The organism is Micromonospora sp. NPDC003944 (genome assembly GCF_053605225.1).
In genome coordinates this window covers 36,846-57,837 of record NZ_JBSGIV010000046.1, presented here as the reverse complement: position 1 = coordinate 57,837, position 20,992 = coordinate 36,846, and the positions used below count along the sequence as shown (strand labels likewise).

The following is a 20,992-nucleotide window of genomic DNA, read 5'->3' as shown; positions in this document are numbered from 1 at the left end:
GCGGCCAGATCTTGCATGAGTCACTCGTCGATCACCGACGTCGAACCCTACCGATGCCAACCTCCCGGAACCGGCCCACCTATAGAAGCGTCGCCGCGCAGGCGGGGCGCGGGCCTCCGGGGCGCGGCGCGTCGCGGAGCGCGGGGCCGCCCGCTAGATCGTGGTTGGCGCGTGGCTGCGGCTTGTGCGGGCGGGTCGGGTGGTGCGGCGTCGGCTCCACGGCTTGTACGTGGACAGCACGGTTGCGATGATCATCAGGCTGGTCGACACCGCCGGCGCGATGACCAGGTCTGCGCGGTCGTGTGCGGGCAGGGCGGCGCCGACCGCTCCGGCGTGGCGCAGGTTCGGGGTGAGCAGGAACAGCACGAGGCCGACCATCACGGTGGTGAGCACGAGCTTCACCAGCACCCAGCGGTGGCGCAGCAGGCCCCACGGGGTGAGCAGCGAGCTGGCGACTCCGATCAGCCAGACCAGGACGCTCAGCGGTGCGAACAGCACCGTGCCGACCAGGGCCGTGACCGGGTAGACCACCGCCGGGTCGGCGCCCCGCTGCACGGCGATGCCGAGGGTGAGCAGCACCAGGTCGGTGCCCAGCCAGCCGAGCGAGGTGACGAGGTGCAGGGTGAGCAGCGCCTTGCGGGTGGTGGGTCGGATCCGAGGCATACCGCGATGGTGCCCGCCGACCCCGGCCGGTTCGTCCGACGAGAGACGACACCGGGGGTACGCCCGGCGACGTAGTCCGGGCCGGACCCTGGTGATGCCTGTGCGTCACGATGACACACAGGCATCACCAGGGGTAAGTCAGTAGACCGACAGGTGTACGTGGTTGGTGTGGTCGGTGGACGGGGTGCCGTGCGCCCCGCTGTACGACTTCCACCCGCTGCTGGGCAGCCAGATCTGCCTGTACCAGATCACGTAGAGCACGGCGAGCCGGTCGGCGTTGCGGATGAAGTAGGCGGCCAGGTTGTTGCCGTACGTCTTGTCGCCGCCGGTGGCGTTCCCGCCGAAGCCGTTCTTCTGTGCCGCGAAGTCGCAGGCCCGGCCCTTGGGGTGCTCACCGGAGCCGCTGGGGCGGTGGCACGAGACGTACCTGGTGAAGCCCGCGGCCTTGGCCTGGTTGAGCGCGTGCAGGGTGCGCGGGGTGATGCAGCCGTTGGCCGGCGTGGGGTCGTTGACGCTGCACGACTCCGAGGGCCAGGAGCCGTCGGAGTTGCGGGGCGCAGGCTTCGCGTTGGCGGTGGAGGTGCCGCGGTTGGAGTCGCTGTCGGAGGCGGTCTGCGGCTTGGGTGCGGTGGCCACGGTCAGCGCCCGTTCGGCCTGTTCCTTGCGCTTGGCCATCACCGCGACCTGCTTGCGCTGTTCGTTGATCTCGCCGTTCAGCGCGACCCGGGTGCGGTTGCCCTTGTCCTTGCTGTCCAGCAGGTCGCGCAGCACCCGGTCCTCGTTGGCGGCCACCGCGTCCAGCGCGGCCGCCCGGTCCATGAAGCCTTCCGGGGTGTTGCTGTTGAGCAGCGCCGACATCGCGCCGAGCCGCCCGGTGCGGTACGCCACCTCGGCGATCTCGCCGACCTTGCCGGTGCGCTGCTCGATCTCGACCTCGGTGGTCTTCAGCTGGGTGGTCAGCTGCTGCTGTCGTTGTATCGAGGTGTCCAGGGCGCGCTTGGCGTCCAGGTAGCCCTTGCTCGCCGCCTCCAGTTGGGCGCGCAACGCAGGGGTGCCGCCCTCCTCGTCGGAGTCGGGTGCGGCGGCCCGCAGGCCGGTCGGGGGAGCGGCCGAGGCGGTGCCGGCCGGGAGCGCGACGCCGAGGGCGAACATCGCGACGATCAGGGCCGCCAGTCGGGCGGCGGGTGGTCGTGCTGGTGCCACTGCGCATGTCCTTCCGTCAGCCGCCGACCGGGTTAGCTGACGGGTTCGGGACGGAAGATCCCTACCGCTGACGCGGATGCACCCCAGGAACATGGTTCCCCGGTTCGCCCAGGTGGGCGATTAGGCGGCGACCACCACCGGCGCCGGGAGGGCGCCGCCTGGTGGAGGCCGGGACCGAGCCTACCGGGGCAGGTGGGGCTGCTGCAGCCGATGTGACGGACGGTGCGTGCGTCACCACGGAAAATCAGGGCGCGGTCGTGAAGAGTTCTTCACCATTCGATGGAGCCACACGCGCCGGATGCCGCACCGGGCTCGATCTGCAACGTCGCGTGCTCGATGCGGAAGTCGTCGTGCAGGGCGGTACGCGCCGCGGTGAGCACCGCGCCGACCTCCGCGCCGGGCTCCATCGTCAGGTGTGCGGAGGCCACGTCCATGCCCGAGGTGAGCGTCCAGACGTGCAGGTCGTGCACCTCGACCACGCCGGGGACGGCGGCCAGCCGGTCGTGCACGGCGGTCACCTGGAGGTGCTCCGGGGCGGCCTGCACCAGGATGCGGATGGCGGCGCGGGCCAGCCGCCAGGTGCGCGGCAGGATGAACACGCCGATGGCGACGGCGACCAGTGGGTCTGCCCACCACCAGTCGGTGACCATGATGAGCAGTGCCGCGCCGATGACGCCGACCGAGCCGAGCAGGTCGCCGAGCACCTCCAGGTAGGCGCCCTGGAGGTTGATGCTCTCCCGTGCCCCGGCGCGCAGCAGGGCGAAGGCGGCGATGTTGGCGAGCAGACCGAGCACGGCCACCACGAGCATCGGCCCGGTGATGATCTCGTGTGGGTCGCCGAAGCGGCGGATGGCCTCGATCACCACGTAGATGGCGACACCGGAGAGCAGGACGGCGTTGGCAAGGGCGGCGAGCACCTCGAGTCGGTAGAGCCCGAAGGTGCGCTGCGGGTCGCCGGTGGCCCGCCGGGTCGCCGTGATCGCGGCCAGCGCCATCCCGATGCCGAGCACGTCGGTGAACATGTGCCCGGCGTCGGAGAGCAGGGCGAGCGAGCCGGTGCGCAGGGCCACCACCGCCTCGACCACCATCAGGGTGGCGAGCAGGCCGAACGCCGCCCAGAGCCGACCCCGGTGTTGATGTGCGGCATTGGCGACGGACCCGTGGTGGTGGTCATGACCTGCGCCCACGAGAATCACCTTCCGCCGCCGATCGGGACCCGGTCAAATGTATGTTCACATCGCTATGTGTGCAAGTGTACGTGCCGGGCCTCCCGCCGGCGGCAGTCCGCACACGTCAGCCGGTCGGGTCGATGGTGGTGAGGCGCTGGGTGGCCCGGGAGAGCGCCACGTACAGGGTGCGTACCCCGGCGCCCGGATCCGCCCGGATCTCGCTCGGGGCGACAAGCACGACCCCGTCGTACTCCATGCCCTTGGCCTCCAGGCTGGTCACCACCTGCAACCTCGGCGCGCCGAGCGCGCCGAGCCACCCGGCGACCTCGTCGCGGCGGGGGACCGGCGTGATCACCCCGACCGTGCCCTCCACCTCGGCCAGCAGGCCGGCGGCGGCCTCCACGGTCGCGGTCTCCAACCCCGTCGCGGGCACCACCAGCTCGACCGGCGCGACTCCGGTGGAGCGCACGGCGGTCGGCAGCGGCAGGTCGGGGTAGAGCCGACGGATCTCCGCCGCCGCCACCGCGAAGATCTCCGCCGAGTTGCGGTAGTTCGTGGTGAGCGTGAAGTCGTGTCGCTTGCGCCGGCCCAGCGCCTGGTCGCGGGCCCGGGTCAGCTCCTCCGGATCGCCGGTCCACGCGGTCTGCGCGGGGTCGCCCACCACGGTCCAGGAGGCCAGCCGGCCGCGCCGGCCGATCATCCGCCACTGCATCGGCGAGACGTCCTGCGCCTCGTCCACGACCACGTGCGCGTAGTCCCGGTAGTCCTCCGGGCGCTCCCGGGCCGCCGCGCGGGCGGCCCGCTGCCGTTCGCCGAAGGTGCTCAGCTCGCGGACCCCACCGGCGAGCTGGAACGGATCGCGTTTCGGGCGGGCCGCCTGCGCGGGCTTGCCGAGCAGCGCGTCCAGTTCGTCCAGCAGTGCCACGTCGGCGATGGTCAGCCCGGCCGAGTCCAGGGTCCGGTACGCGGCGTTGAGTAGCCGGATCTCCGCCGAGGAGAGGATGCCCCCGGCGTAGCGGCGCAGCCGCTCCGGCTGCGCCAGCCAGCCGAGCACGTGCCGGGGGTGCAGCCGGGGCCACCACGCCTTGAGGAACTCCCGGAAGTCCGACCGTTCGGCGATCTCCGCCTCGAAGGCCGGTTGCTCCGGCAGCCGACCGCTGCTCAGCTCACGCGCCTGGGCCCAGAGCGCGGCGAACACCCCGTCGAAGCCGGCCCGGCGCACCTCGTTGCGTCGCGCGCCGCGGTGCAACGCGCGGTCCCGGATCCGGTCCAACGCGGCCCGGTCCAGCCGCAGCAGCGTGCCCCGGTAGAGCAGCCGCAGCTCACCCGGGCCGCCCGGAACCGCGTCGCGGGCTGCCCGTTCGAGCACCCGACGCATCCGCAGCGAGCCCTTCACCGCCGCCACCTCGGGCGGGTCGGGGCGGGTGGCGGGCATCCCCGGAAAGAGGGTGCCGAGCGAGTGCAGGGTCGCGGTGTCCTCACCGAGCGACGGCAGCACCGAGCCGATGTACTCGACGAAGACCGACGACGGGCCGACCACCAGGATGCCGCCCCCCGCGTAGCGGCTGCGGTCGCTGTAGAGCAGGAACGCGGCCCGGTGCAGGGCGACGGCGGTCTTGCCGGTGCCGGGGCCGCCGGCGACGATCGTCACCCCGGAGCCGGGCGAGCGGATCGCCTCGTCCTGCTCCCGCTGGATGGTCGCCACGATGTCGCGCATGCCCCGGCCGGTGGCCTTGGACAGAGTGGCGAGCAACGCGCCGTCGCCGACGACGGTCATCCCCTCCGGGGCGGCGGTCGGGTCCAGCAGGTCGTCCTCGATCCGGGTGACCCGTTCGGCACGGGACTGGATGGTGCGCCGGCGCACCACGTCCAGCGGCTGCGCCGGGGTGGCCTGGTAGAACGCGGCGGCGGCCGGCGCGCGCCAGTCGACGACAAGCGTGACGGCGTCCTCGTCGCGGATGCCGAGCCGCCCGACGTGCAGCACCTGGCGGTCGCGCAGGTCCAGCCGGCCGAAGACCAGCCCCTCGTGCTCGGCGTCCAGGGTGTGCCGCCGCTGCGCCGCGTGGAAGACCATCGCGTCGCGTTCGACCAGGGCGCCGAACGTGCCCACCCGGGCCATCCGGTAGCCGTCGCGTTCGGCGCGGACGGCCGACTGCCGCAGCTCGGCAAGTCGGGCGTACACCCGGTCGAGGTGTCGTTGCTCGACGGCGATCTCCTGCTCCAGGCCGGTCTGGTCGGTCAACGCACGCTCCTTCAGAGGTCGCCGGCAGGCGGCGGGAACCGCGCGGGCCAACCGCAGAAGGGTACGGCCCCGAGCCCGGCGCGGTGCGCCCGAGGTGCGCGAACGTGCTCAGGCACCCGTTCCGGCGGGGCTCGCGTCGCGGTGATTCGGCGGCGATTCGGCGAGCACCTGCCGCAGCACGCCGGTGAGCGCGGCGTTGACCTCGTCCGGGCGCTCCATCATCAGCATGTGCCCGGCACCCGTGCAGACGGTCAGCTCGGTGGCCGGCAGAGCCGCCGCGATCGACTCGGCGCACGGCGGTGGGGTCAGCCGATCCCGGTCGCCGACCAGGGCGGCGGCCGGCAGGTGGGCCAACGCGGCGAGGGTGTCCAGTCGGTGCTGGGTGCCGATGGAGGCGCGGAAACCGCCGATCGAGCGCAGCGAGGCCCGCGCCACCGCCGACGTCACCAGGCGGATGTCGGCCGGCTCGCAGCGGTCACCGAAGAGCATCCACCGGATGCTCGGTTGCAGCGCGTTCAGCAGCGCCCGGGGCGCCCGCCACGAGCCACACCGGGCCAGCACGCCGGCGCCGGTCGTCTCGGCCAGCCGGATCAACCGGGCGATCCTCGGCGAGAGCCCGTAGACGGTGTGCGTGTGCCCCTCGGCGGTGGTCGAGACGAAGACCAGACCGGCGGTACGGGCGGCGAAGTGCGCGGGGTGGCGGTGCGCGTACTCCATGACCGTCATTCCGCCCATCGAGTGCCCGACCAGCACCACCGGGCCGCTCGGTGCCACGGCGTCGATGAGCGTGGCCAGGTCGTCGCCCAACTGGGCCAGGGTCGCCGTACGCAGTGCCATGCAGCTGGACCGGCCGTGCCCGCGCGCGTCGTAGGTGACCACCCGCACCGCACCGCCGAACGACGCCGCGGTGAGGGCGTCGACCTGCCGGTGCCAGGATCGCCCGTCGAGCGTCCAGCCGTGCAGCAGAATGGCGGTGACCTGGGCGTCCGTCGGACCCGTCACCTCGACGTTGAGCCGTACGCCGTCCGGCAGGCCGACCTCGAACCGCTCGGGCATCGCCACCTCCCCCAGGACCGCCCGGTACCACCAGCACCTCGGATACCCGTCGGTAACACCGGCTACCCGCCATGACACCACGCCAATCGCGCCGCAGCGAACATTCCCGACCTCGCCCGTGCGGAACGGCGGCGGGTCAAGCTGAACGGCATGGGGTCGTCGGGAGCGCCCATGGGCGCGACGTCGGGGCAGGGGCGACAGGCCGGCGGTACACCTCGTGCCGCGCTGGCCGACCTGCTCGCCGGCAATCGGCGGTTCGTCAGCGGCCAGCCGGTGCACGGGCACGACGTCACGGCCGCCGCCGCTGCCTCCGGCGACCAGCAGCCGTACGCCGTGGTGCTCGGGTGCATCGACTCCCGGGTGCCCCTGGAGGCGATCTTCGACCAGACCTTCGGCGCGATCTGCGTGATCCGTACCGGCGGGCACGTGCTCGATCGCGCGGTCTGCGGCTCGATCGAGTACGTGGTCGGCCAGCTCGGCGTACCGCTGGTGATGGTCCTCGGTCACGAGCGGTGCGGCGCGGTGGATGCCACGGTGCAGGCGCTGCGTGCCGGGCAGCGCCCCGGGGGGTCGCTGGCGCACCTGGTGGACGAGATCGCTCCGGCGGTGACCGACGTGGGGCTCGACGATCCGGCGGTGCTGCCGCTGGCGATCCGTCGGCACGTCCGGCGCACGGTGCGCACCCTGCGCCAGGACGACCTGCTGGCCGGGCCGGTGGCCGTCGGCCGGGTGGCCGTGGTCGGTGGCCTCTACGACCTGGCCACCGGCGAGGTCGCCCTGCTCGATCCGGGCTGACCTGCCCGGCCCGAGGGCCGTCCCCGTCGGTCGATCATGGAGTTGTGGTGGGTGACAAACCGGCCTGGATGACTCCAAGCCGGGCACCACAAGTCCATGATCGACGAAGTCGATCCTCGCGCACGCGAAACCGCCCGCCGGGAACTCCCGACGGGCGGTTCGGTTGGTGCGGTGGGGGAGGGCTCAGCCCTCGAAGACGCCGGCCGCGACCAGGCGCTTCTCGGTGGCCTCCCAGCCGTCACCCGGGTGGGTGGCAGCCAGGTTGTTGATCTCCGCCCGGATCTTGGCGGCGTGGCCGGCGGCGGCCAGAACGCGGATCTCCTCGACGAAGGCGTCGGAGTCCGTGCGCAGGTGCGCGGTCTTGCCGTTGGTCAGGTTCCGCACGTAGGCGTGCTTGCCGCCGTTGAGCGGGATGAGGTACTTGAACTCGCCCAGCACGCTGAGGGCGCCACCCTGGCCAGCCTGGCCGGCCCGGACGGACGCGCGCGCGGTCTTAGAGGTGTTGCTCGCCACGGAGGTACTCCTTGCAAGACGTACGGGAGGACTGGACGTCCGGGGGCTGTGTGCGGGTCGCAGTTGACTCGGCCCGCGAAGGTGTAACGCGGCATAAGCCGCCGGTGGAACTGTACAGGACCACGACATCATGCTGGTCGTCGCGGTGTCCTGAGAGGCAACGGCGACCACCCGTCCGGCTATTCCACCCGGCGTTTTTTCCGATTCCCTGGCGCACCACCTGTCACAGGAGTCATCATGTGTTGCAGCAGCCACCTGGGTGGACGAGGTCGTAGGGGAAGACGCACCTCGCTCTCCGGGAGGTCACCGTGCCAACGCGTGGCGTCGTATACGTCCACTCGACCCCACTCGCCGTGTGCTCGCACGTCGAGTGGGCGATCGCGCGCGTCCTAGCCGCGCCGGTCAACCTGCAGTGGACGGCTCAGCCCGTCGACCCCGGCGCACGCCGGGCCGAGTGCGGGTGGACCGGTCGTCCGGGGACGGGCGCCGAGCTGGCTGCTGCCCTACGGCAGTGGCCCATGATCCGTTTCGAGGTCACCGAGGAGCCGAGTTCAGGCGTCGATGGTGAGCGCTTCATGTACGTGCCGGCCCGGGGCCTGTTCCGGGCAACTGTCGGCGTGGCCGGCGACATCCAGCTCGGCGAGGACCGACTCCGGGCGCTGATGGCGGCGTCCCGGGCCCCGGAGGCGCTGGCGCACGCCCTCGACAAGGCACTCGGCACGGCGTGGGACGCCGACCTGGAGCCGTACCGGTACGCCGGCGACGGTGCGCCGGTGACGTTGCTCACCCGGGTCGGCTGAGCCGACGGGTCCGCGCGCCGGCGACGTGCACGCCCGGCGCCGACGCAGCGTGCGGGCGGTAAGGTCAAGTTGCCCCGATAAGGGGGAACTGGTGGGATGGGCGGCGTGTCGAATCGCCCGTGGCGCGCCTCTGTCGCTGCCGCCACCCTGACCGCCCTGCTCGTCTCCGGATGCTCGGGCGGGTCGCCCCGCCCCGCGCCGACGCCCAGCCCGGCCGCCCCGTCCGCCGGCCCGAGCGTTCCGGCCGCGCCGCCGGCCGGCGACCCCGCCAGTCGCGCCGCCGCGCTGGTCGCGACGCTTTCCGACGAGGATCTGGTCGGCCAGGTGCTGATGCCGTACGCCTACGGCGACTCGGCAACGAAGGTCTCCGCCGGCTCGGCGGCCGGTAACCAGGCCCTCGCCGGGGTCGACACCCCCGCCGACATGATCGCCAAGTACCGCCTGGGTGGCCTGATCCTTGTCGGCTTCAGCGCCGACGACCCGACCAAGGGCAACCAGGAGACCACGAACGTCGACAGCCCGAAGCAGGTGCACGACCTCACCACCGGGCTGCGCAGCGCCGCCGGTCGGCTCGCCGCCGGTTCCGCGCCGCTGCTGATCGGCACCGACCAGGAGTACGGCGTCGTCACCCGCGTCACCGACGGGGTCACCGTGCTGCCCAGCGCCCTCGCCGCCGGCGCGGCCGGTGACCCGAAGCTCACCGAGGCAGCCTGGCGGGCCGCCGGCACCGAGTTGGCCGCGATGGGGATCAACATCGACTTCGCTCCGGTGGCCGACGTGCTGGCCACCCGCAGCACCGTGATCGGGTCCCGGTCGTACGGCACCGACCCGAAGCGGGCCGCCGCGCAGGTGAGCGGCGCGGTCCGTGGCCTCCAGGCGGTCGGGGTGGCCGCCACCCTGAAGCACTTCCCGGGGCACGGCCACAGCGCCGACGACTCGCACAAGGACCTTCCGGTGCTCACCCAGTCCGCCGCGGCGTTGCAGAGTGGCGCGTGGCCGCCGTTCACCGCCGGGATGGACGCGGGCGCGATGGCCGTGATGTCCGGTCACCTGGACGCGCGCGCGATCGACCCGGGAACCCCGGCGACCTTCTCGCACAAGCTGCTCACCGATGTGCTGCGCGGCCAACTCGGCTTCAAGGGCCTGGTGATCACCGATGGGATGAACATGCCGCCGGCGAAGCGCTGGGCTCCCGGCGAGGCGGCGGTCCGGGCGCTCAACGCCGGTAACGACCTCATCCTGATGACCCCGAACGTCGGTCAGGCGTACGACGGGCTGCTCGCCGCGCTGCGCGGCGGGTCGCTGCCCCGGACCCGACTGGTCGAGGCGGTCACCCGGGTGCTGACCATGAAGTTCCGGCTCGCGGAGCTGCCGGCGGCGCAGATGTCCACGCTCGACACCCCGGGGCACCGCGCGGCGGCGGACGCGCTCGCCGCCGCTGCCGTCACCGTCCTGCGGGGCGCCTGCGAGAAGGTGGCACGCGGGCCGGTCACCGTCACCTCGTCCGGCGGTCGGGACGGCACCCGGGCCACCCTCACCGCCGCGCTGAAAGCCGCCGGGGTGCAGGTCAAGCCCAGCGGCGGCACGATCGTGCACCTGGTGGGCTACGGCGACGGCAAGAGCGACCTGCGCCCTGACGCGGCCGTCACGGTCGCCATGGACACCCCGTACGTGCTCGCCGACGCGACGTCACCGACACTGCTCGCCACGTACTCCTCCAGTCGGGCGTCGATGACCGCCCTGGCCGCCGTGCTCGCCGGCAAGGCCCGGCCGGGCGGCCAGTCCCCGGTCGCGGTACCCGGCCTGCCCGCCACGACCTGCGCCGCCAAGAGCTGACCGCCGGGGCTGACCTCAGCCGGCGGCCGCGAGCCCGCGCACCGCGAGTCGGTACGCCGGCAGCACGTCGGCCCGTTCGGTGATCAGCCCCTCGTTGACCGCGAAGACAAGTGTCTGCCCCGCCGACTGGACGGCAAGCGCCCAGTTCCGCGACTCCTCCTCGGTCAACGGACTGGTGGCGAGCCAGGTCATCTCGGTGACGTCGAAGCTGCCGGCGCGCAGGTCGCGGAACTGCTGACCTCGTACCGTCTCGCCGGCCCCTGCCGCGAAGCCCTCGAGTGCGGCGCGCGGAGCGATGCTCGGCGTGTCCGCCGCCCAGACCCGCAGGAATCCGCCGCCGGCCTGCCGGCCGTCCACCTCGCAGCGCACCGTGGTGCCGCCGCGCTTGGTGAGCGTCTCGCCGACCAGTTCGGCCAACTCGCCCTTGGGCGGCTCGATCGCCTTCGCCGTCCATCCATCGGCAAGCGGAAACGACACCGGTACCGGGCAGGGGGAGCCCGCGCCGCCAGTCGTGCCACCGGGCGAGGCCGACGTCAGCTCGTCGTACCAGGGCTCGCCCGTGGCCTGCGGGGCCGGGCCGCCGGCCGCGGGCCCGGCGGGAGCGGCGTCGTCGCCGCAACCGGCCAGGAGGCCGAGGGTGAGCGCCGCCGAGACGGCGACACGGGTACGAGTGTCCACGGTGGTGATCCCCATCAGTCGATCTTCAGTCGGCCCATCTAAGCCGTGCGGTGTTCCGACGTCAATCGAGCGCGTTCGGGGCGACGAAAACCGGGTCGCCCCGCCCTCGGCTGCTCTGACAATCTTTCCGCATGGGAGCGGCAGCAGGATTTCGGCACGTGCAACGGGCGGACGGCACCGTGGTGATCACCCACCACGGGCGGGTGGCCGGCACGCTGCGCGGTGCCCGGGCCGCGGAGTTCCTCGCCGAGGTCGACGACGACCCGCAGTTGGTGATGGCCCGCTGGACCGGCAACTACCGCCACGGCAACGAGCGCACCGCGAAACAGCACCCGCGCAACCGAGGCTGAACGACGTAAGGGCCCCTCCTCGTCGAGGAGGGGCCCTTACGCGGGAACTCAGGGTCGGGCGAAGACGAGAGCCACGTTGTGACCGCCGAAGCCGAACGCGTTGTTCAACGCGGCCGGGATCTCCATGTGGCGGGCCTTGTGCGCGGCGACGTCAAGGGTGAGGCCGGGCTCCGGGTCGTCGAGGTTGATCGTCGGAGGGACGACGCTGTCGCGGATCGCCAGGATGGTGGCGATCGACTCCAGTGCGCCGGCCGCGCCGAGCAGGTGACCGGTCATCGACTTGGTCGCGGACAGCACCGGGTGGTCGCCGAGCGCCTTGTGCAGCCCGCCGATCTCCAGCATGTCCCCGACCGGGGTCGAGGTGGCGTGCGCGTTGACGTGCACGATGTCCCGCTTGGCGATGTCCGCGTCGGCGATCGCCTTGGCGATGGCCCGGATGGCGCCCTCGCCCTCGGCGTGCGGCTGCACGATGTCGTACGCGTCGGAGGTGATGCCCGCGCCGGCGAGGCGCGCGTACACCCGGGCGCCCCGGGCCGCGGCGTGCTCGGCCCGCTCCAGCACCACGATGCCGGCGCCCTCGCCGAGGACGAAGCCGTCCCGGCCCCGGTCCCACGGGCGGGAGGCCCGCTCGGGGTCGTCGTTGCGGGTCGACATGGCCCGCATCGAGCTGAAGCCGGCGATCGGCAGCGGGTGGATGACCGCCTCGGTGCCGCCGGCCACCACCACGTCGGCCCGGCCGGCGCGGATGATGTCCAGCCCGAGGGCGATCGCCTCGGCGCCGGTGGCACAGGCGCTGGCCACCGAGTGCACGCCGGCCTTGGCGCCCAGCTCCAGCCCGACCCAGGCGGCCGGACCGTTCGGCATCAGCATCGGGATGGTGTGCGGGGAGACCCGCCGTGGCCCGGAGGCCTCCAGGATGTCGTCCTGGGCGAGCAGGGTGGTGGCCCCGCCGATGCCGGAGCCGACGCTGACGGCCAACCGCTCCCCGTCGAGGTCGGAGTCGGCCAGGCCGGCGTCCGCCCAGGCCTGCTGCGCCGCGATGATCGCGATCGCCTCGGAGCGGTCCAGGCGGCGCAGGCGGACCCGGTCCAGCACCTCGGACGGCTCCACGGCCAGCTGGGCGGCGATCCGGACCGGCAGTTGCTCGGCCCACTCCTGGGTGAGGGCACTCACCCCGGAGCGGCCGGCGAGCATGGCGTCCCAGGTCGACGCGACGTCCCCGCCGAGCGGGGTCGTCGCGCCGAGCCCGGTGACGACGACGTCAGGACGACTCATGATCAGGACTGCGCCGCGATGTAGCTGACAGCGTCACCGACGGTCTTGAGGTTCTGCACCTCGTTGTCCGGGATCTTGACGCCGAACTTCTCCTCGGCGGCGACCACGACCTCCACCATGGAGAGCGAGTCGACGTCGAGGTCGTCGGTGAAGGACTTCCCCTCGGCCACGTCGTCCGGGTTCACCCCGGCAACCTCTTCGAGGATCTCGGCGAGGCCGGTGGTGATCTCGTCACGGGTCATTGCGGTTGGTTCCTTTCATCGGGGTTCTCCAGCGGTCGGCGTCGCCGACCGCCACTCCTGGACGCGTACGCGCCCGAGGGGGTCATCAGGGGCAGCGGACGACCTGACCGGCGTAGGTCAGGCCACCGCCGAAGCCGAACAGCAGCACCGGCGCGCCCGAGGGCACCTCCCGGCGCTCGACCAGCTTGGACAGGGCCAGCGGCACGCTCGCCGCCGAGGTGTTGCCGGACTCGACGATGTCCTTCGCGATGATCGCGTCGGGAATGTTGAGCCGCTTGGCGATGCCGTCGATGATCCGGGCGTTGGCCTGGTGCGGCACGAACGCGGCCAGCTCGGACGGGTCGACCCCGGCCCGCTCGCAGGCCTGCAGGGCGAGCGGCGCGATCGCGGTGGTGGCCCAGCGGAACACCGCCTGCCCCTCCTGCTGGATGTACGGGCGCCAGCCCTCGATGCGGACCGCGTCGCTCTTGTCCGGCACCGAGCCCCAGACCACCGGGCCGATTCCGGTCGGCTCGTCGTCGGCGGTGGCGGAGACCACCGCGGCACCGGCCCCGTCCGCGAAGATGATGCAGGTGGAGCGGTCGGTCCAGTCGGTGAAGTCGGACAGCTTCTCCGCACCGATGACGATCGCGTTGCGCGACGCGCCAGCCCGGATGGCGTGGTCGACGGTGCCAAGCGCGTACGCGAAGCCCGAGCATGCGGTGTTGAGGTCGAACGCGCCCGGCGCGGTGATGCCCAGCTTCGCGGCGACCCGGCAGGCAACGTTGGGGCTGCGGTCGATGGAGGAGCAGGTGGCGACCACGACCAGATCGATGTCGGCGGCGGTCAGACCCGAGTTGGCCAGGGCCTTGCCGGCAGCCGCGGCGGCCATGTCGGCCACCGTCTCGCTGTCGGCGATCCGCCGGCTGACGATGCCGACCCGGTCCCGGATCCACTCGTCGTTGGTGTCGACGAGTTGGGCGATGTCGTCGTTGGTCACCACCCGGGAAGGCTGGTAGTGCCCCATCGAGACGATGCGACTGCCAGTCATGAACGACCTCCGATACGGGCGATCAGGTCCCGTGCGGCCGGCAGGTCGTCCGGGGTGTTGAGGGTGACGATCTCCGGGGCGCCGTCGCCCTTGAGTTCCCGCTTGACCAGACCGGCGAGGGTGCCGGCCGGGGGCAGCTCGATCACGCCGGTGACCCCGAGGTCGGCCAGCGTACGCATGCACAGGTCCCACCGCACCGGCGCGGTGACCTGGCGGACGAGGCGCTGCACCATGGCCGCGCCCTCGTCGACCGCGGTGCCGTCGAGGTTCGACAGCAGGGTCCGGGTCGGGTCGGCGGGAGTGATCCGGGCGGCCTCCGCGGCGAGCGCGGTCTCGGCCGGGGCCATGTACGGGGTGTGGAACGCTCCGGCCACCTGGAGTCGGATGACCCGTGCTCGGGTGGGCGGCGCGGCGGCGAGTTTGTCGAGCCCGTCCAGAGCGCCCGCGGCGACGATCTGCCCGGCGCCGTTGCGGTTGGCCGGGTACAGCCCGTTCGCCTCGATCGCGGCGACCACCTCGTCGGGGTCGCCGCCGAGCACCGCAGCCATGCCGGTCGGCTCCAGCGCGCAGGCGGCGGCCATCTCCCGGCCACGGACGCCGGCCAGGGTGATCGCGGCGTCGGCCGACAGCACACCGGCCAGGGCGGCGGCACCCAACTCGCCGACGCTGTGGCCGGCGGTGAGCGCGACCCCGTCCAGCGGCAGGTGCTCGGCAGCCAGTAACGCCGCGGCGACGAGCAACGGCTGGGTGCGGGCGGTGTCCTTGATCTCGTCGGCGTCGGCGTCGGTGCCCAGGTGTAGCAGGTCGACCCCGGCCAACGCCGACCACTCGCGCAGTCGCGCCTCAGTGCCGGTCACGTCGAGCCAGGGGGTCAGGAAGCCGGGTTTCTGAGAACCCTGGCCGGGACTAAGTACGGCGAGCACGCCTATGACTCTCCCGGATAAAGTCGGCCAACGCTGTGCCGCCTACGACCAAACCGTACTAGGACCTTTGGAGGTTTCCTACAAAGATCGGCGGGGATCATCCTCAGTTTGAGCGGATTTCCGGGCAGCCGGGGTCATTGTCTGAGTCGGGACGGGCGGGACAACCGGATCCAACCGACCCACCGTCAGCGCGACCTGTAGGGCGAACGCGTCGCGCGGGGCCAGCGGCGAGAAGCCGGTCACCTCGGCGATGCGGCGCAACCGGTACCGCACCGTGTTCGGGTGCACGAACAGCGCTCGGGCCGCGCTCTCCAGCGTGCCACCTGCGGCCAGGAAGGCGTCCAGGGTCGCCAGCAGCTCCCCGCCGGCGCGGACGAGTGTCGCGTACACATCGTGACGTAGCCGACGGCGGGCCTCCGCGTCGCCGGCGAGGGCCCGCTCCGGCAGCAGGTCCGCGGCCGGCACCGGCCGGGGCGCGCTGGGCCAGGCCGGCGCGGCCCGGAAACCGGACAGCGCGGCCCGTGCCGACTCGGTGGCCTCGTCCAGGCTCGGTACGGCGGGACCGACCACCACCGGGCCGTCGCCGAACGCGCTCAGCAGCTTCGCCGTGGCGGTCAGCGGGTCCGCCGCGCCGCCAAGCACGATGACCAGCCGGTCGCCGTGGACACCGCCGATCACCTCCACACCGATCCGACGGGCCTGCCGGTAGACCACGTGCAAGACAGCGGAGACCTCACCACCGGGCGACCTGCCGACCGCCACCGCCACCGGCGGCGCGTCCGTCCAGCCGAGTGCGGCGGCCCGACTGGCCAGGACGTCCGGCGAGTCGCCACGCAACAGCGCGTCCACGAGCAGCGCCTGCAACCTGGCGTCCCAGGCGCCGCGCGACTCGGCGGCCCGCGCGTAGACCCGGGCGGCGGAGAACGCGATCTCCCGGGAGAAGCGCAGCACCGCCTCGCGTAGCTGCTGCTCCTCGCCCTCGGCGGCCAGGTGCGACACCTGCTCCTCGACCACGTCGATCGTCACCTTGATCAACGCCACGGTCTGCTGGAGTGTGATCGACCGGGCCAGTGCCTGCGGGGCGGCGGCGAAGACCTCGTCCGAGACCTCCTGGGTGCTGTCAGTCGTGCCGCCGCCGTCGCGCAGCCACTGCACGAGCGACCGGGCGCCGGCCTGCGCGACAAGCATCACCCAGGAGCGCTGGTCGGCCGGCAGCGCCCGGAACCAGGGCAGCGTCTCGTCCATCCGGGCCACGCTGGAGGTGGCCAACGCCCCCGCCGATCGTTCGATCCGGCGCAGCGTGGCCGACAGCTCCCCACCGCCAGACGTGCTCACCGCCCTAGCCTGACACGTCGTGAGCAGGTCAACCACGCCGGCACCGGTCCACCGGCCACCTGTCACGCCTGCGGCGGCAGGCCCACCTCCTGGGCCAGGATCGCGGCCTGCACCCGGCTGCGCAGGCCCAGCTTCGCGAGGATCCGACTCACATGGGTCTTGGCGGTGCTTTCCGCGAGCGTCAGCCGATCGGCGATCTGCTGGTTGGACAGGCCCAACCCGAGGCACGCCAGCACGTCGCGCTCGCGCGGCGTGAGGGTGTCCAGCGCGGCCCGGGCGTCGGAAGACGCGCCCGGCGCGGTAGCCGCGAACGCCGTGATCAGCCGCCGGGTCACCGTGGGCGCGATGAACCCGTCGCCCCGCGCCACCGTCCGCACGGCGCTGACCAGGCCGTCGGCGTCGGTGTCCTTGAGTAGGAACCCCGCCGCGCCGGCCCGTAGCGCCCCGAAGACGTACTCGTCGAGGTCGAAGGTGGTGAGCACCAGCACGTCGGCGAGTTCGTCGGTGACGATGGCCCGGGTCGCGGAGATCCCGTCCCGGCGGGGCATGCGGACGTCGAGCACCGCCACGTCCGGGCGCAACTCCCGGCACAACCGCACCGCCTCGTCGCCGTCGGCCGCCTCACCGACCACCTCGATGCCCGCCGAGCCGTTCAGGATCAGGGCCAGTCCGGCCCGTACCGCCGGCTGGTCGTCGGCGAGCACCACCCGTACCGTCGCCGGGCCCGCGTCGCCCGGAGACCGCGCTGGCCCGGTCACCCGGCCTCCCCGGTGGGCAGCGCCGCCCGCACCTGCCAGCGGCCGTCGTGCGGCCCGGCGGTGAACCGGCCGGCCAGCAGCGTCGCCCGCTCCCGCATGCCGATCAGCCCGGCGCCGGCGCCGGCCAGCCCGGCGCCGCCCCGGCGGACCGGATTCTCCACCGTCAGCACCACCTCGGCCGGTCGGTACGCGATCGTCAGCTCCGCCTCACCCGTGCCGTGCTTGAGGGCGTTCGTCAGCGACTCCTGCACGATCCGGTACGCGGCGAGGTCCACCCCCACCGGCAGCGGAGCCGGCTCGCCGTCGGTGCGCACCCGCACGGCGAGGCCGGCCGCCCGGATCCGCTCGACGAGTCCGTCCGCCTCGGCCAGCCGCGCGGTGACCACCTCAGCCGTGGCCGAACCGCCGTCATCCGTTCCGGGCTCGCGCAGCACCTCGATCATCTGACGCATCTCCGCCAGGCCCTGCACACTGCTCTCTCGGATGACCCGCAACGCGGACTCGACCTGGCCGCGATCCAGCCCGGGCACGGACAGCACGGCGGTGGCGTGGATTGCCACCGCGCTGAGGTGGTTGGCGATCACGTCGTGCAGTTCCCGGGCCATCCGGGCCCGTTCCGCGCTGACCGCCTGCCGCCGATCCAACTCGACGAGCCGGGCGGTCTGCTCGGCCCGGGCCCGCTCGGCGACAGCCTGGTCGCGGTACTGCCGCACGCTGATCCCGGTCAGCACCGGCAGCAGGCCGACGAGCACCACCAGCACCCCGATGGCCACCCCGCTCCACCTGTCGGTGAGGAGCACCCCGACGATCGCACCGACCACGCTCAGCCCGATTGTCGCCCGCAGCAACCACCGCCACAGCCGGGGCGGGCCGTAGACGCAGGCGTCGTAGAGGACCTGCGTGTAGATCAGGATCGCGCCCAGCGAACCGCCGAGCGCGATGTCCACCACCACCGCCGCGGTGCCGACGGCCAGGCTTGCACGCGGGGCTACGAGGCGCAGGCCCACGGCGACGCACATCGCCAGCAGCGGTGGCAGGAACAGAACCGGGGGCACGTCCGGGTGCGGACGGATCTGCGGTTGCCAACCCAGGGTCCACAGCACCAGACCGCCGGCCAGCGACGCCCCGGCCAGCGCCAGGTCCCGGCCGCGGGTGCCGGGGCCGAGCCACGGTGGCGGACGCATGCCTCGATCCCACCACAGCCGCACCAGGTCGGAGTCCGACCGGGGGAGGACGCCGCCGCCTCCGACATGCGCCGAAAGAGGTACGCGGACAGCGCCCCGCCTCGGCGACAATGATCATCATGACCGATGTGGATACCCTGGCCGCGCTGGCTCGCGAGATCGACACCACCTGCCGGCTGACCGGCACGTTCGTGCTCCGCTCCGGACGGACCGCCGACGAGTACTTCGACAAGTACCGCTTCGAGGCCGACCCCCGTCTGCTGGACCGGGTGGCCGCCGAACTGGCGCACCTGGTCCCGCCGGGCATCGAGGTGCTGGCCGGGCTGGAGATGGGGGGCATCCCGGTGGTGACCGCACTCGGCCGGCACACCGGGCTGCCCTGCGCCTTCGTCCGCAAGAGCGCCAAGGCGTACGGCACGGCCCGGCTTGCCGAAGGCGCGGAACTGGCCGGTCGGCGGGTGCTTGTGGTCGAGGACGTGGTCACCTCGGGTGGTCAGGTGGTCATCTCCACCGGGCAACTACGCGACCTGGGGGCCCGGGTGGAGCACGCACTCTGCGTCATCGACCGGGCCGAAGGAGGGGCGCAGGCGCTCGCCCGTCACGGCGTGACACTGCGGGCGCTCCTCAGTCGAGCCGACCTGGAGGCGCACCGGGCCCGCTGAGCGTCGGTCCGCCCCGTCGGTGAGCCCCACGGTGAACGGTGCGGAAAGAAGCTGTGAACTGCGCAACCGGCTCCCGCGCTCAGCGGCGTCTTCGAGCACCCGGCGGTCCGGACCCCGGGTACGCTGCGCGCGGCCCGTCGGTCCCGGCCAGTACGGTGACAGGGCACGTCGGGGGAGCACCCGCGGGTGAGGCGAGCGTGAGGAGACCGGGGATGGCGCACGGGGAGGCCGAGCACGGCTGCGCCCAGGGCGAGCCCTGCCGGCCGGGGCACCACGACCCGCAGGCGGCTGGCAAGCACCGCCGGGCGGTCGGCGGCGCGCCGGCGCACCCGGTGGACCCGCTCGCCGGGCGTGCCGACGACGAGCCCGTGCTGCCACGTCAGCGCTCCGCCGAGCCCGCCGGTCTCACCGAAGCCGACCCGGACGTTCCCGCTGGTTGCCTCAGCGAACTTCCCGGCTGGGCCGGGGCGCATCGGCACGGCCCGGTCCGGCCGCGTCCACGGGCAACCCGCCGCGAGCGCCCGCCGCCCCGCTGGTGCTGACCCGAGCCTGCGTTGACCCGAGCCTGCGCGGACCGTGGGCCTGCGTTGACCCGGGCCTGCGCGGACCGTGGGCCTGCGTGCTGACCCGGGCCTGCGTTGACCCGGGCCTGCGTTGACCTGGGCCTGCGCGGACCGTGGGCCTGCGTGCTGACCCGGGCCTGCGCCGGCTCAGCGCGTGCGGCGGCGGATCAGCAGGGCGATGCCGGCGAGGCCGACCGTGATGGTCAGCATCACGCCGACGTTGAGCAGCAGCAGGCGTTGCAGGTCACCGAGCGCCTCGTCGAGGTCCTTCGCCGGGTCGAGCGTGTCCTCCGGGAGCACCCGCTCGCCGCCGCCCGCGCCACCGCTGACCGTGTCGAACTGCCGCTCCAGCGGCACACCGGCGGTGCGCAGAGTCTCGGACATGCTGAGCCGACCCAGGAACCAGCCGGCGCTGGTCTTGCGGCCGTCCGGCTGCTTCGCCGGCCGGTAGACGCGAGGGCCGCCGACCGCCTTGGGGTAGAGGTCGTACGTCTGCTTCGGCGTCTCGCCGGCGAGCACCACGACCGTGTATTTCGGACCGAGGTTCGCCGCCTTCGGGCCGGTGGGCATGCCGGTGCGAGCGAGGAAGTTGACCTGATCGATGACCGCGCCCACGAGGGTCGGTTCCTTGTCCGCGTGCATCCGCAGCGGCGCGGACAGCCCCGTGCCGGTGATGTCCACTCCGGCGGGTGCCGGCTTCGGCGCCGCCGAGGCCGAGCCGGCGGTGCCGAGCGACAGCAGCGCTGCCGCCAGGGTGCCCGCCAACACGGCGGCCAACCGCCTCATGTGTCGGACCATCCCGCCTCCTCGCCCCGTTCGATGGATGGCTTCGTCGTGACGTCCGGACCGACCTGCCGGGTGCGGCATCGACCAGATGGTCGCGTCCACTCCTACAGACTCCGTAGAACGTCGGTGAGTTGCAGCTTTTGGAACAGTAATTGGAACTATCTGCGATCTCTGCCCGACTAATGAGGAGCCGTTTGATCAGCGGGCGGATCGTACCCTTACGGAGGGGTTCATGGGGGGCAGGGTTACACGTGCGGTGCGGGTCGTGCCAGTGGTGCTCGGCGTGGCGTTCGGTGTGTCTTTTTTGGTGCCGGCGACACCAGCCGCCGCCCACAACCAGCTGACCGGCAGCAACCCTCGCGACGGCGCTCGCCTGGCGACGGCACCCGCCCGGGTCGAGCTGCGGTTCCTCGCCAAGCCGTCGCCGACCACGACGAAGATCACAATAACCGGACCGGACAATGTGGTCGCTGGCGGGACGCCCGCTTTCGACGGCAGCCGCGTCCGGGTGCCGTTCAAGCCGGCCGCCGCGGGGCTCTACATCGTCGGCTACCAGCTCGCGTCGTCCGACGGGCATCCGGTGAAGGGCGAGGTGCGGTTCACCCTCACCGCCGGGACCGCCGCAGACCCGTCCGCCGCACCGTCGGCCACCGTCGGCACCAGCCCGGCCGGTGCACCCTCGGCTGACGCGTCGGCCGTCGGCGTACCCTCCGCCGGCTCGCCGTCGGCCACGCCCGGCAGCTCGACGGCGTCCACGGTGCCGGCGGCGTCGGAGCAGTCCGACTCCGGCGGTCGCTGGTGGATCTGGGCTCTCGGCGGGCTGCTGCTCCTAGCCGCACTCACCGCCGGCCTGCTGTTCCGCCGCCGCCGAAGCGCGTAACCGACCCTGCCCCGCCCCCGGCACGCGATCTTGCACTTTCTGTCCCGAC

General features: G+C 72.9%; 21 protein-coding genes, 1 pseudogene and 1 riboswitch. Of the genes and pseudogenes, 7 read left to right on the top strand and 15 right to left on the bottom strand.

The genetic code is table 11. The features are described from left to right. Positions 1 to 153 precede the first annotated feature (153 nt). From ACWER9_RS22050 to ACWER9_RS22030, 5 genes are all read right to left on the bottom strand, one after another. On the bottom strand, positions 154 to 663 hold the full coding sequence (locus ACWER9_RS22050) for a DUF2269 domain-containing protein (RefSeq protein ID WP_452303619.1): 510 nt from the start codon (positions 661 to 663) through the stop codon (positions 154 to 156). Positions 664 to 801: 138 nt separating this feature from the next. Then, positions 802 to 1,866, bottom strand: coding sequence for a coiled-coil domain-containing protein (locus ACWER9_RS22045; RefSeq protein ID WP_452303618.1), 1,065 nt, complete (start codon positions 1,864 to 1,866; stop codon positions 802 to 804). Between the two features lie 5 nt (positions 1,867 to 1,871). Then, a riboswitch (cyclic di-AMP (ydaO/yuaA leader) is annotated at positions 1,872 to 2,003 on the bottom strand. A 132-nt stretch (positions 2,004 to 2,135) separates the two neighbouring features. Beyond that, the gene (locus ACWER9_RS22040) at positions 2,136 to 3,053 is read right to left on the bottom strand and encodes a cation diffusion facilitator family transporter (RefSeq protein ID WP_452303617.1); all 918 of its coding nucleotides are present in this window, start codon (positions 3,051 to 3,053) and stop codon (positions 2,136 to 2,138) included. 106 nt (positions 3,054 to 3,159) lie between these two features. Next, positions 3,160 to 5,277 carry a HelD family protein gene (locus ACWER9_RS22035; RefSeq protein ID WP_452303616.1) on the bottom strand — a complete coding sequence of 706 codons (2,118 nt, stop codon included), beginning with the start codon at positions 5,275 to 5,277 and terminating at the stop codon, positions 3,160 to 3,162. 108 nt (positions 5,278 to 5,385) lie between these two features. After that, positions 5,386 to 6,333 carry an alpha/beta fold hydrolase gene (locus ACWER9_RS22030; protein ID WP_452303615.1) on the bottom strand — a complete coding sequence of 316 codons (948 nt, stop codon included), beginning with the start codon at positions 6,331 to 6,333 and terminating at the stop codon, positions 5,386 to 5,388. A 171-nt stretch (positions 6,334 to 6,504) separates the two neighbouring features. On the opposite strand from ACWER9_RS22030, the gene ACWER9_RS22025 reads away from it, so the two are divergent. Next, the gene (locus tag ACWER9_RS22025; protein ID WP_452303614.1) at positions 6,505 to 7,128 is read left to right on the top strand and encodes a carbonic anhydrase; all 624 of its coding nucleotides are present in this window, start codon (positions 6,505 to 6,507) and stop codon (positions 7,126 to 7,128) included. Between the two features lie 183 nt (positions 7,129 to 7,311). On the opposite strand, the gene ACWER9_RS22020 is transcribed toward ACWER9_RS22025, so the two are convergent. Continuing rightward, on the bottom strand, positions 7,312 to 7,641 hold the full coding sequence (locus ACWER9_RS22020; protein WP_030330285.1) for a hypothetical protein: 330 nt from the start codon (positions 7,639 to 7,641) through the stop codon (positions 7,312 to 7,314). Positions 7,642 to 7,949: 308 nt separating this feature from the next. On the opposite strand from ACWER9_RS22020, the gene ACWER9_RS22015 reads away from it, so the two are divergent. Together ACWER9_RS22015 and ACWER9_RS22010 are read left to right on the top strand one after the other, a co-directional pair. Continuing rightward, entirely contained in the window at positions 7,950 to 8,441 is a 492-nt protein-coding gene (locus ACWER9_RS22015; RefSeq protein ID WP_354973209.1) for a DUF3145 domain-containing protein, read from the top strand. Positions 8,442 to 8,537: 96 nt separating this feature from the next. After that, on the top strand, positions 8,538 to 10,277 hold the full coding sequence (locus ACWER9_RS22010) for a glycoside hydrolase family 3 protein (protein WP_452303613.1): 1,740 nt from the start codon (positions 8,538 to 8,540) through the stop codon (positions 10,275 to 10,277). Positions 10,278 to 10,292: 15 nt separating this feature from the next. Here ACWER9_RS22010 and ACWER9_RS22005 read toward each other — a convergent pair whose 3' ends face one another. Further along, positions 10,293 to 10,964 carry a lipoprotein gene (locus tag ACWER9_RS22005; protein ID WP_452303622.1) on the bottom strand — a complete coding sequence of 224 codons (672 nt, stop codon included), beginning with the start codon at positions 10,962 to 10,964 and terminating at the stop codon, positions 10,293 to 10,295. A gap of 149 nt (positions 10,965 to 11,113) precedes the next feature. Between ACWER9_RS22005 and ACWER9_RS22000 the strand changes: the two genes are divergently transcribed. Beyond that, a complete protein-coding gene (locus tag ACWER9_RS22000) occupies positions 11,114 to 11,305 on the top strand; it encodes a hypothetical protein (protein WP_328533664.1) in 192 nt (63 codons plus the stop codon). A 48-nt stretch (positions 11,306 to 11,353) separates the two neighbouring features. Here the strand turns inward: ACWER9_RS22000 and fabF are convergent, their stop codons facing one another. The 7 genes and pseudogenes from fabF to ACWER9_RS21965 all read right to left on the bottom strand — a co-directional run bounded on the left by fabF (position 11,354) and on the right by ACWER9_RS21965 (position 18,052). Next, positions 11,354 to 12,580: a beta-ketoacyl-ACP synthase II gene (fabF, locus tag ACWER9_RS21995; protein WP_452303612.1), complete on the bottom strand. Its 1,227-nt coding sequence runs from the start codon at positions 12,578 to 12,580 to the stop codon at positions 11,354 to 11,356. A gap of 2 nt (positions 12,581 to 12,582) precedes the next feature. Continuing rightward, on the bottom strand, positions 12,583 to 12,822 hold the full coding sequence (locus tag ACWER9_RS21990; RefSeq protein ID WP_030330276.1) for an acyl carrier protein: 240 nt from the start codon (positions 12,820 to 12,822) through the stop codon (positions 12,583 to 12,585). An 85-nt stretch (positions 12,823 to 12,907) separates the two neighbouring features. Continuing rightward, the gene (locus ACWER9_RS21985; RefSeq protein ID WP_091409280.1) at positions 12,908 to 13,852 is read right to left on the bottom strand and encodes a beta-ketoacyl-ACP synthase III; all 945 of its coding nucleotides are present in this window, start codon (positions 13,850 to 13,852) and stop codon (positions 12,908 to 12,910) included. A 5-nt stretch (positions 13,853 to 13,857) separates the two neighbouring features. After that, positions 13,858 to 14,775 (bottom strand): annotated as a pseudogene (locus ACWER9_RS21980) (ACP S-malonyltransferase); the annotation flags it as partial. 78 nt (positions 14,776 to 14,853) lie between these two features. Next, positions 14,854 to 16,176, bottom strand: coding sequence for a PucR family transcriptional regulator (locus tag ACWER9_RS21975; RefSeq protein WP_452303611.1), 1,323 nt, complete (start codon positions 16,174 to 16,176; stop codon positions 14,854 to 14,856). Further along, entirely contained in the window at positions 16,173 to 16,868 is a 696-nt protein-coding gene (locus tag ACWER9_RS21970) for a response regulator (protein ID WP_452303610.1), read from the bottom strand. The genes ACWER9_RS21975 and ACWER9_RS21970 overlap by 4 nt, the downstream gene beginning before the upstream one ends. Then, positions 16,865 to 18,052 carry a sensor histidine kinase gene (locus tag ACWER9_RS21965; protein ID WP_452303609.1) on the bottom strand — a complete coding sequence of 396 codons (1,188 nt, stop codon included), beginning with the start codon at positions 18,050 to 18,052 and terminating at the stop codon, positions 16,865 to 16,867. Before ACWER9_RS21965 ends, ACWER9_RS21970 begins: the two co-directional genes overlap by 4 nt. 119 nt (positions 18,053 to 18,171) lie before the next feature. On the opposite strand from ACWER9_RS21965, the gene pyrE reads away from it, so the two are divergent. Next, positions 18,172 to 18,714 carry an orotate phosphoribosyltransferase gene (pyrE, locus tag ACWER9_RS21960; protein WP_452303608.1) on the top strand — a complete coding sequence of 181 codons (543 nt, stop codon included), beginning with the start codon at positions 18,172 to 18,174 and terminating at the stop codon, positions 18,712 to 18,714. A gap of 212 nt (positions 18,715 to 18,926) precedes the next feature. Next, positions 18,927 to 19,256 (top strand): hypothetical protein, encoded by a 330-nt coding sequence (locus ACWER9_RS21955; RefSeq protein ID WP_452303607.1) that lies wholly within the window; start codon positions 18,927 to 18,929, stop codon positions 19,254 to 19,256. Between the two features lie 168 nt (positions 19,257 to 19,424). On the opposite strand, the gene ACWER9_RS21950 is transcribed toward ACWER9_RS21955, so the two are convergent. Further along, on the bottom strand, positions 19,425 to 20,075 hold the full coding sequence (locus ACWER9_RS21950) for a hypothetical protein (RefSeq protein WP_357353788.1): 651 nt from the start codon (positions 20,073 to 20,075) through the stop codon (positions 19,425 to 19,427). Positions 20,076 to 20,319: 244 nt separating this feature from the next. Between ACWER9_RS21950 and ACWER9_RS21945 the strand changes: the two genes are divergently transcribed. Further along, positions 20,320 to 20,943 (top strand): copper resistance CopC family protein, encoded by a 624-nt coding sequence (locus tag ACWER9_RS21945; RefSeq protein WP_452303606.1) that lies wholly within the window; start codon positions 20,320 to 20,322, stop codon positions 20,941 to 20,943. The last annotated feature ends 49 nt before the right edge of the window (positions 20,944 to 20,992 follow it).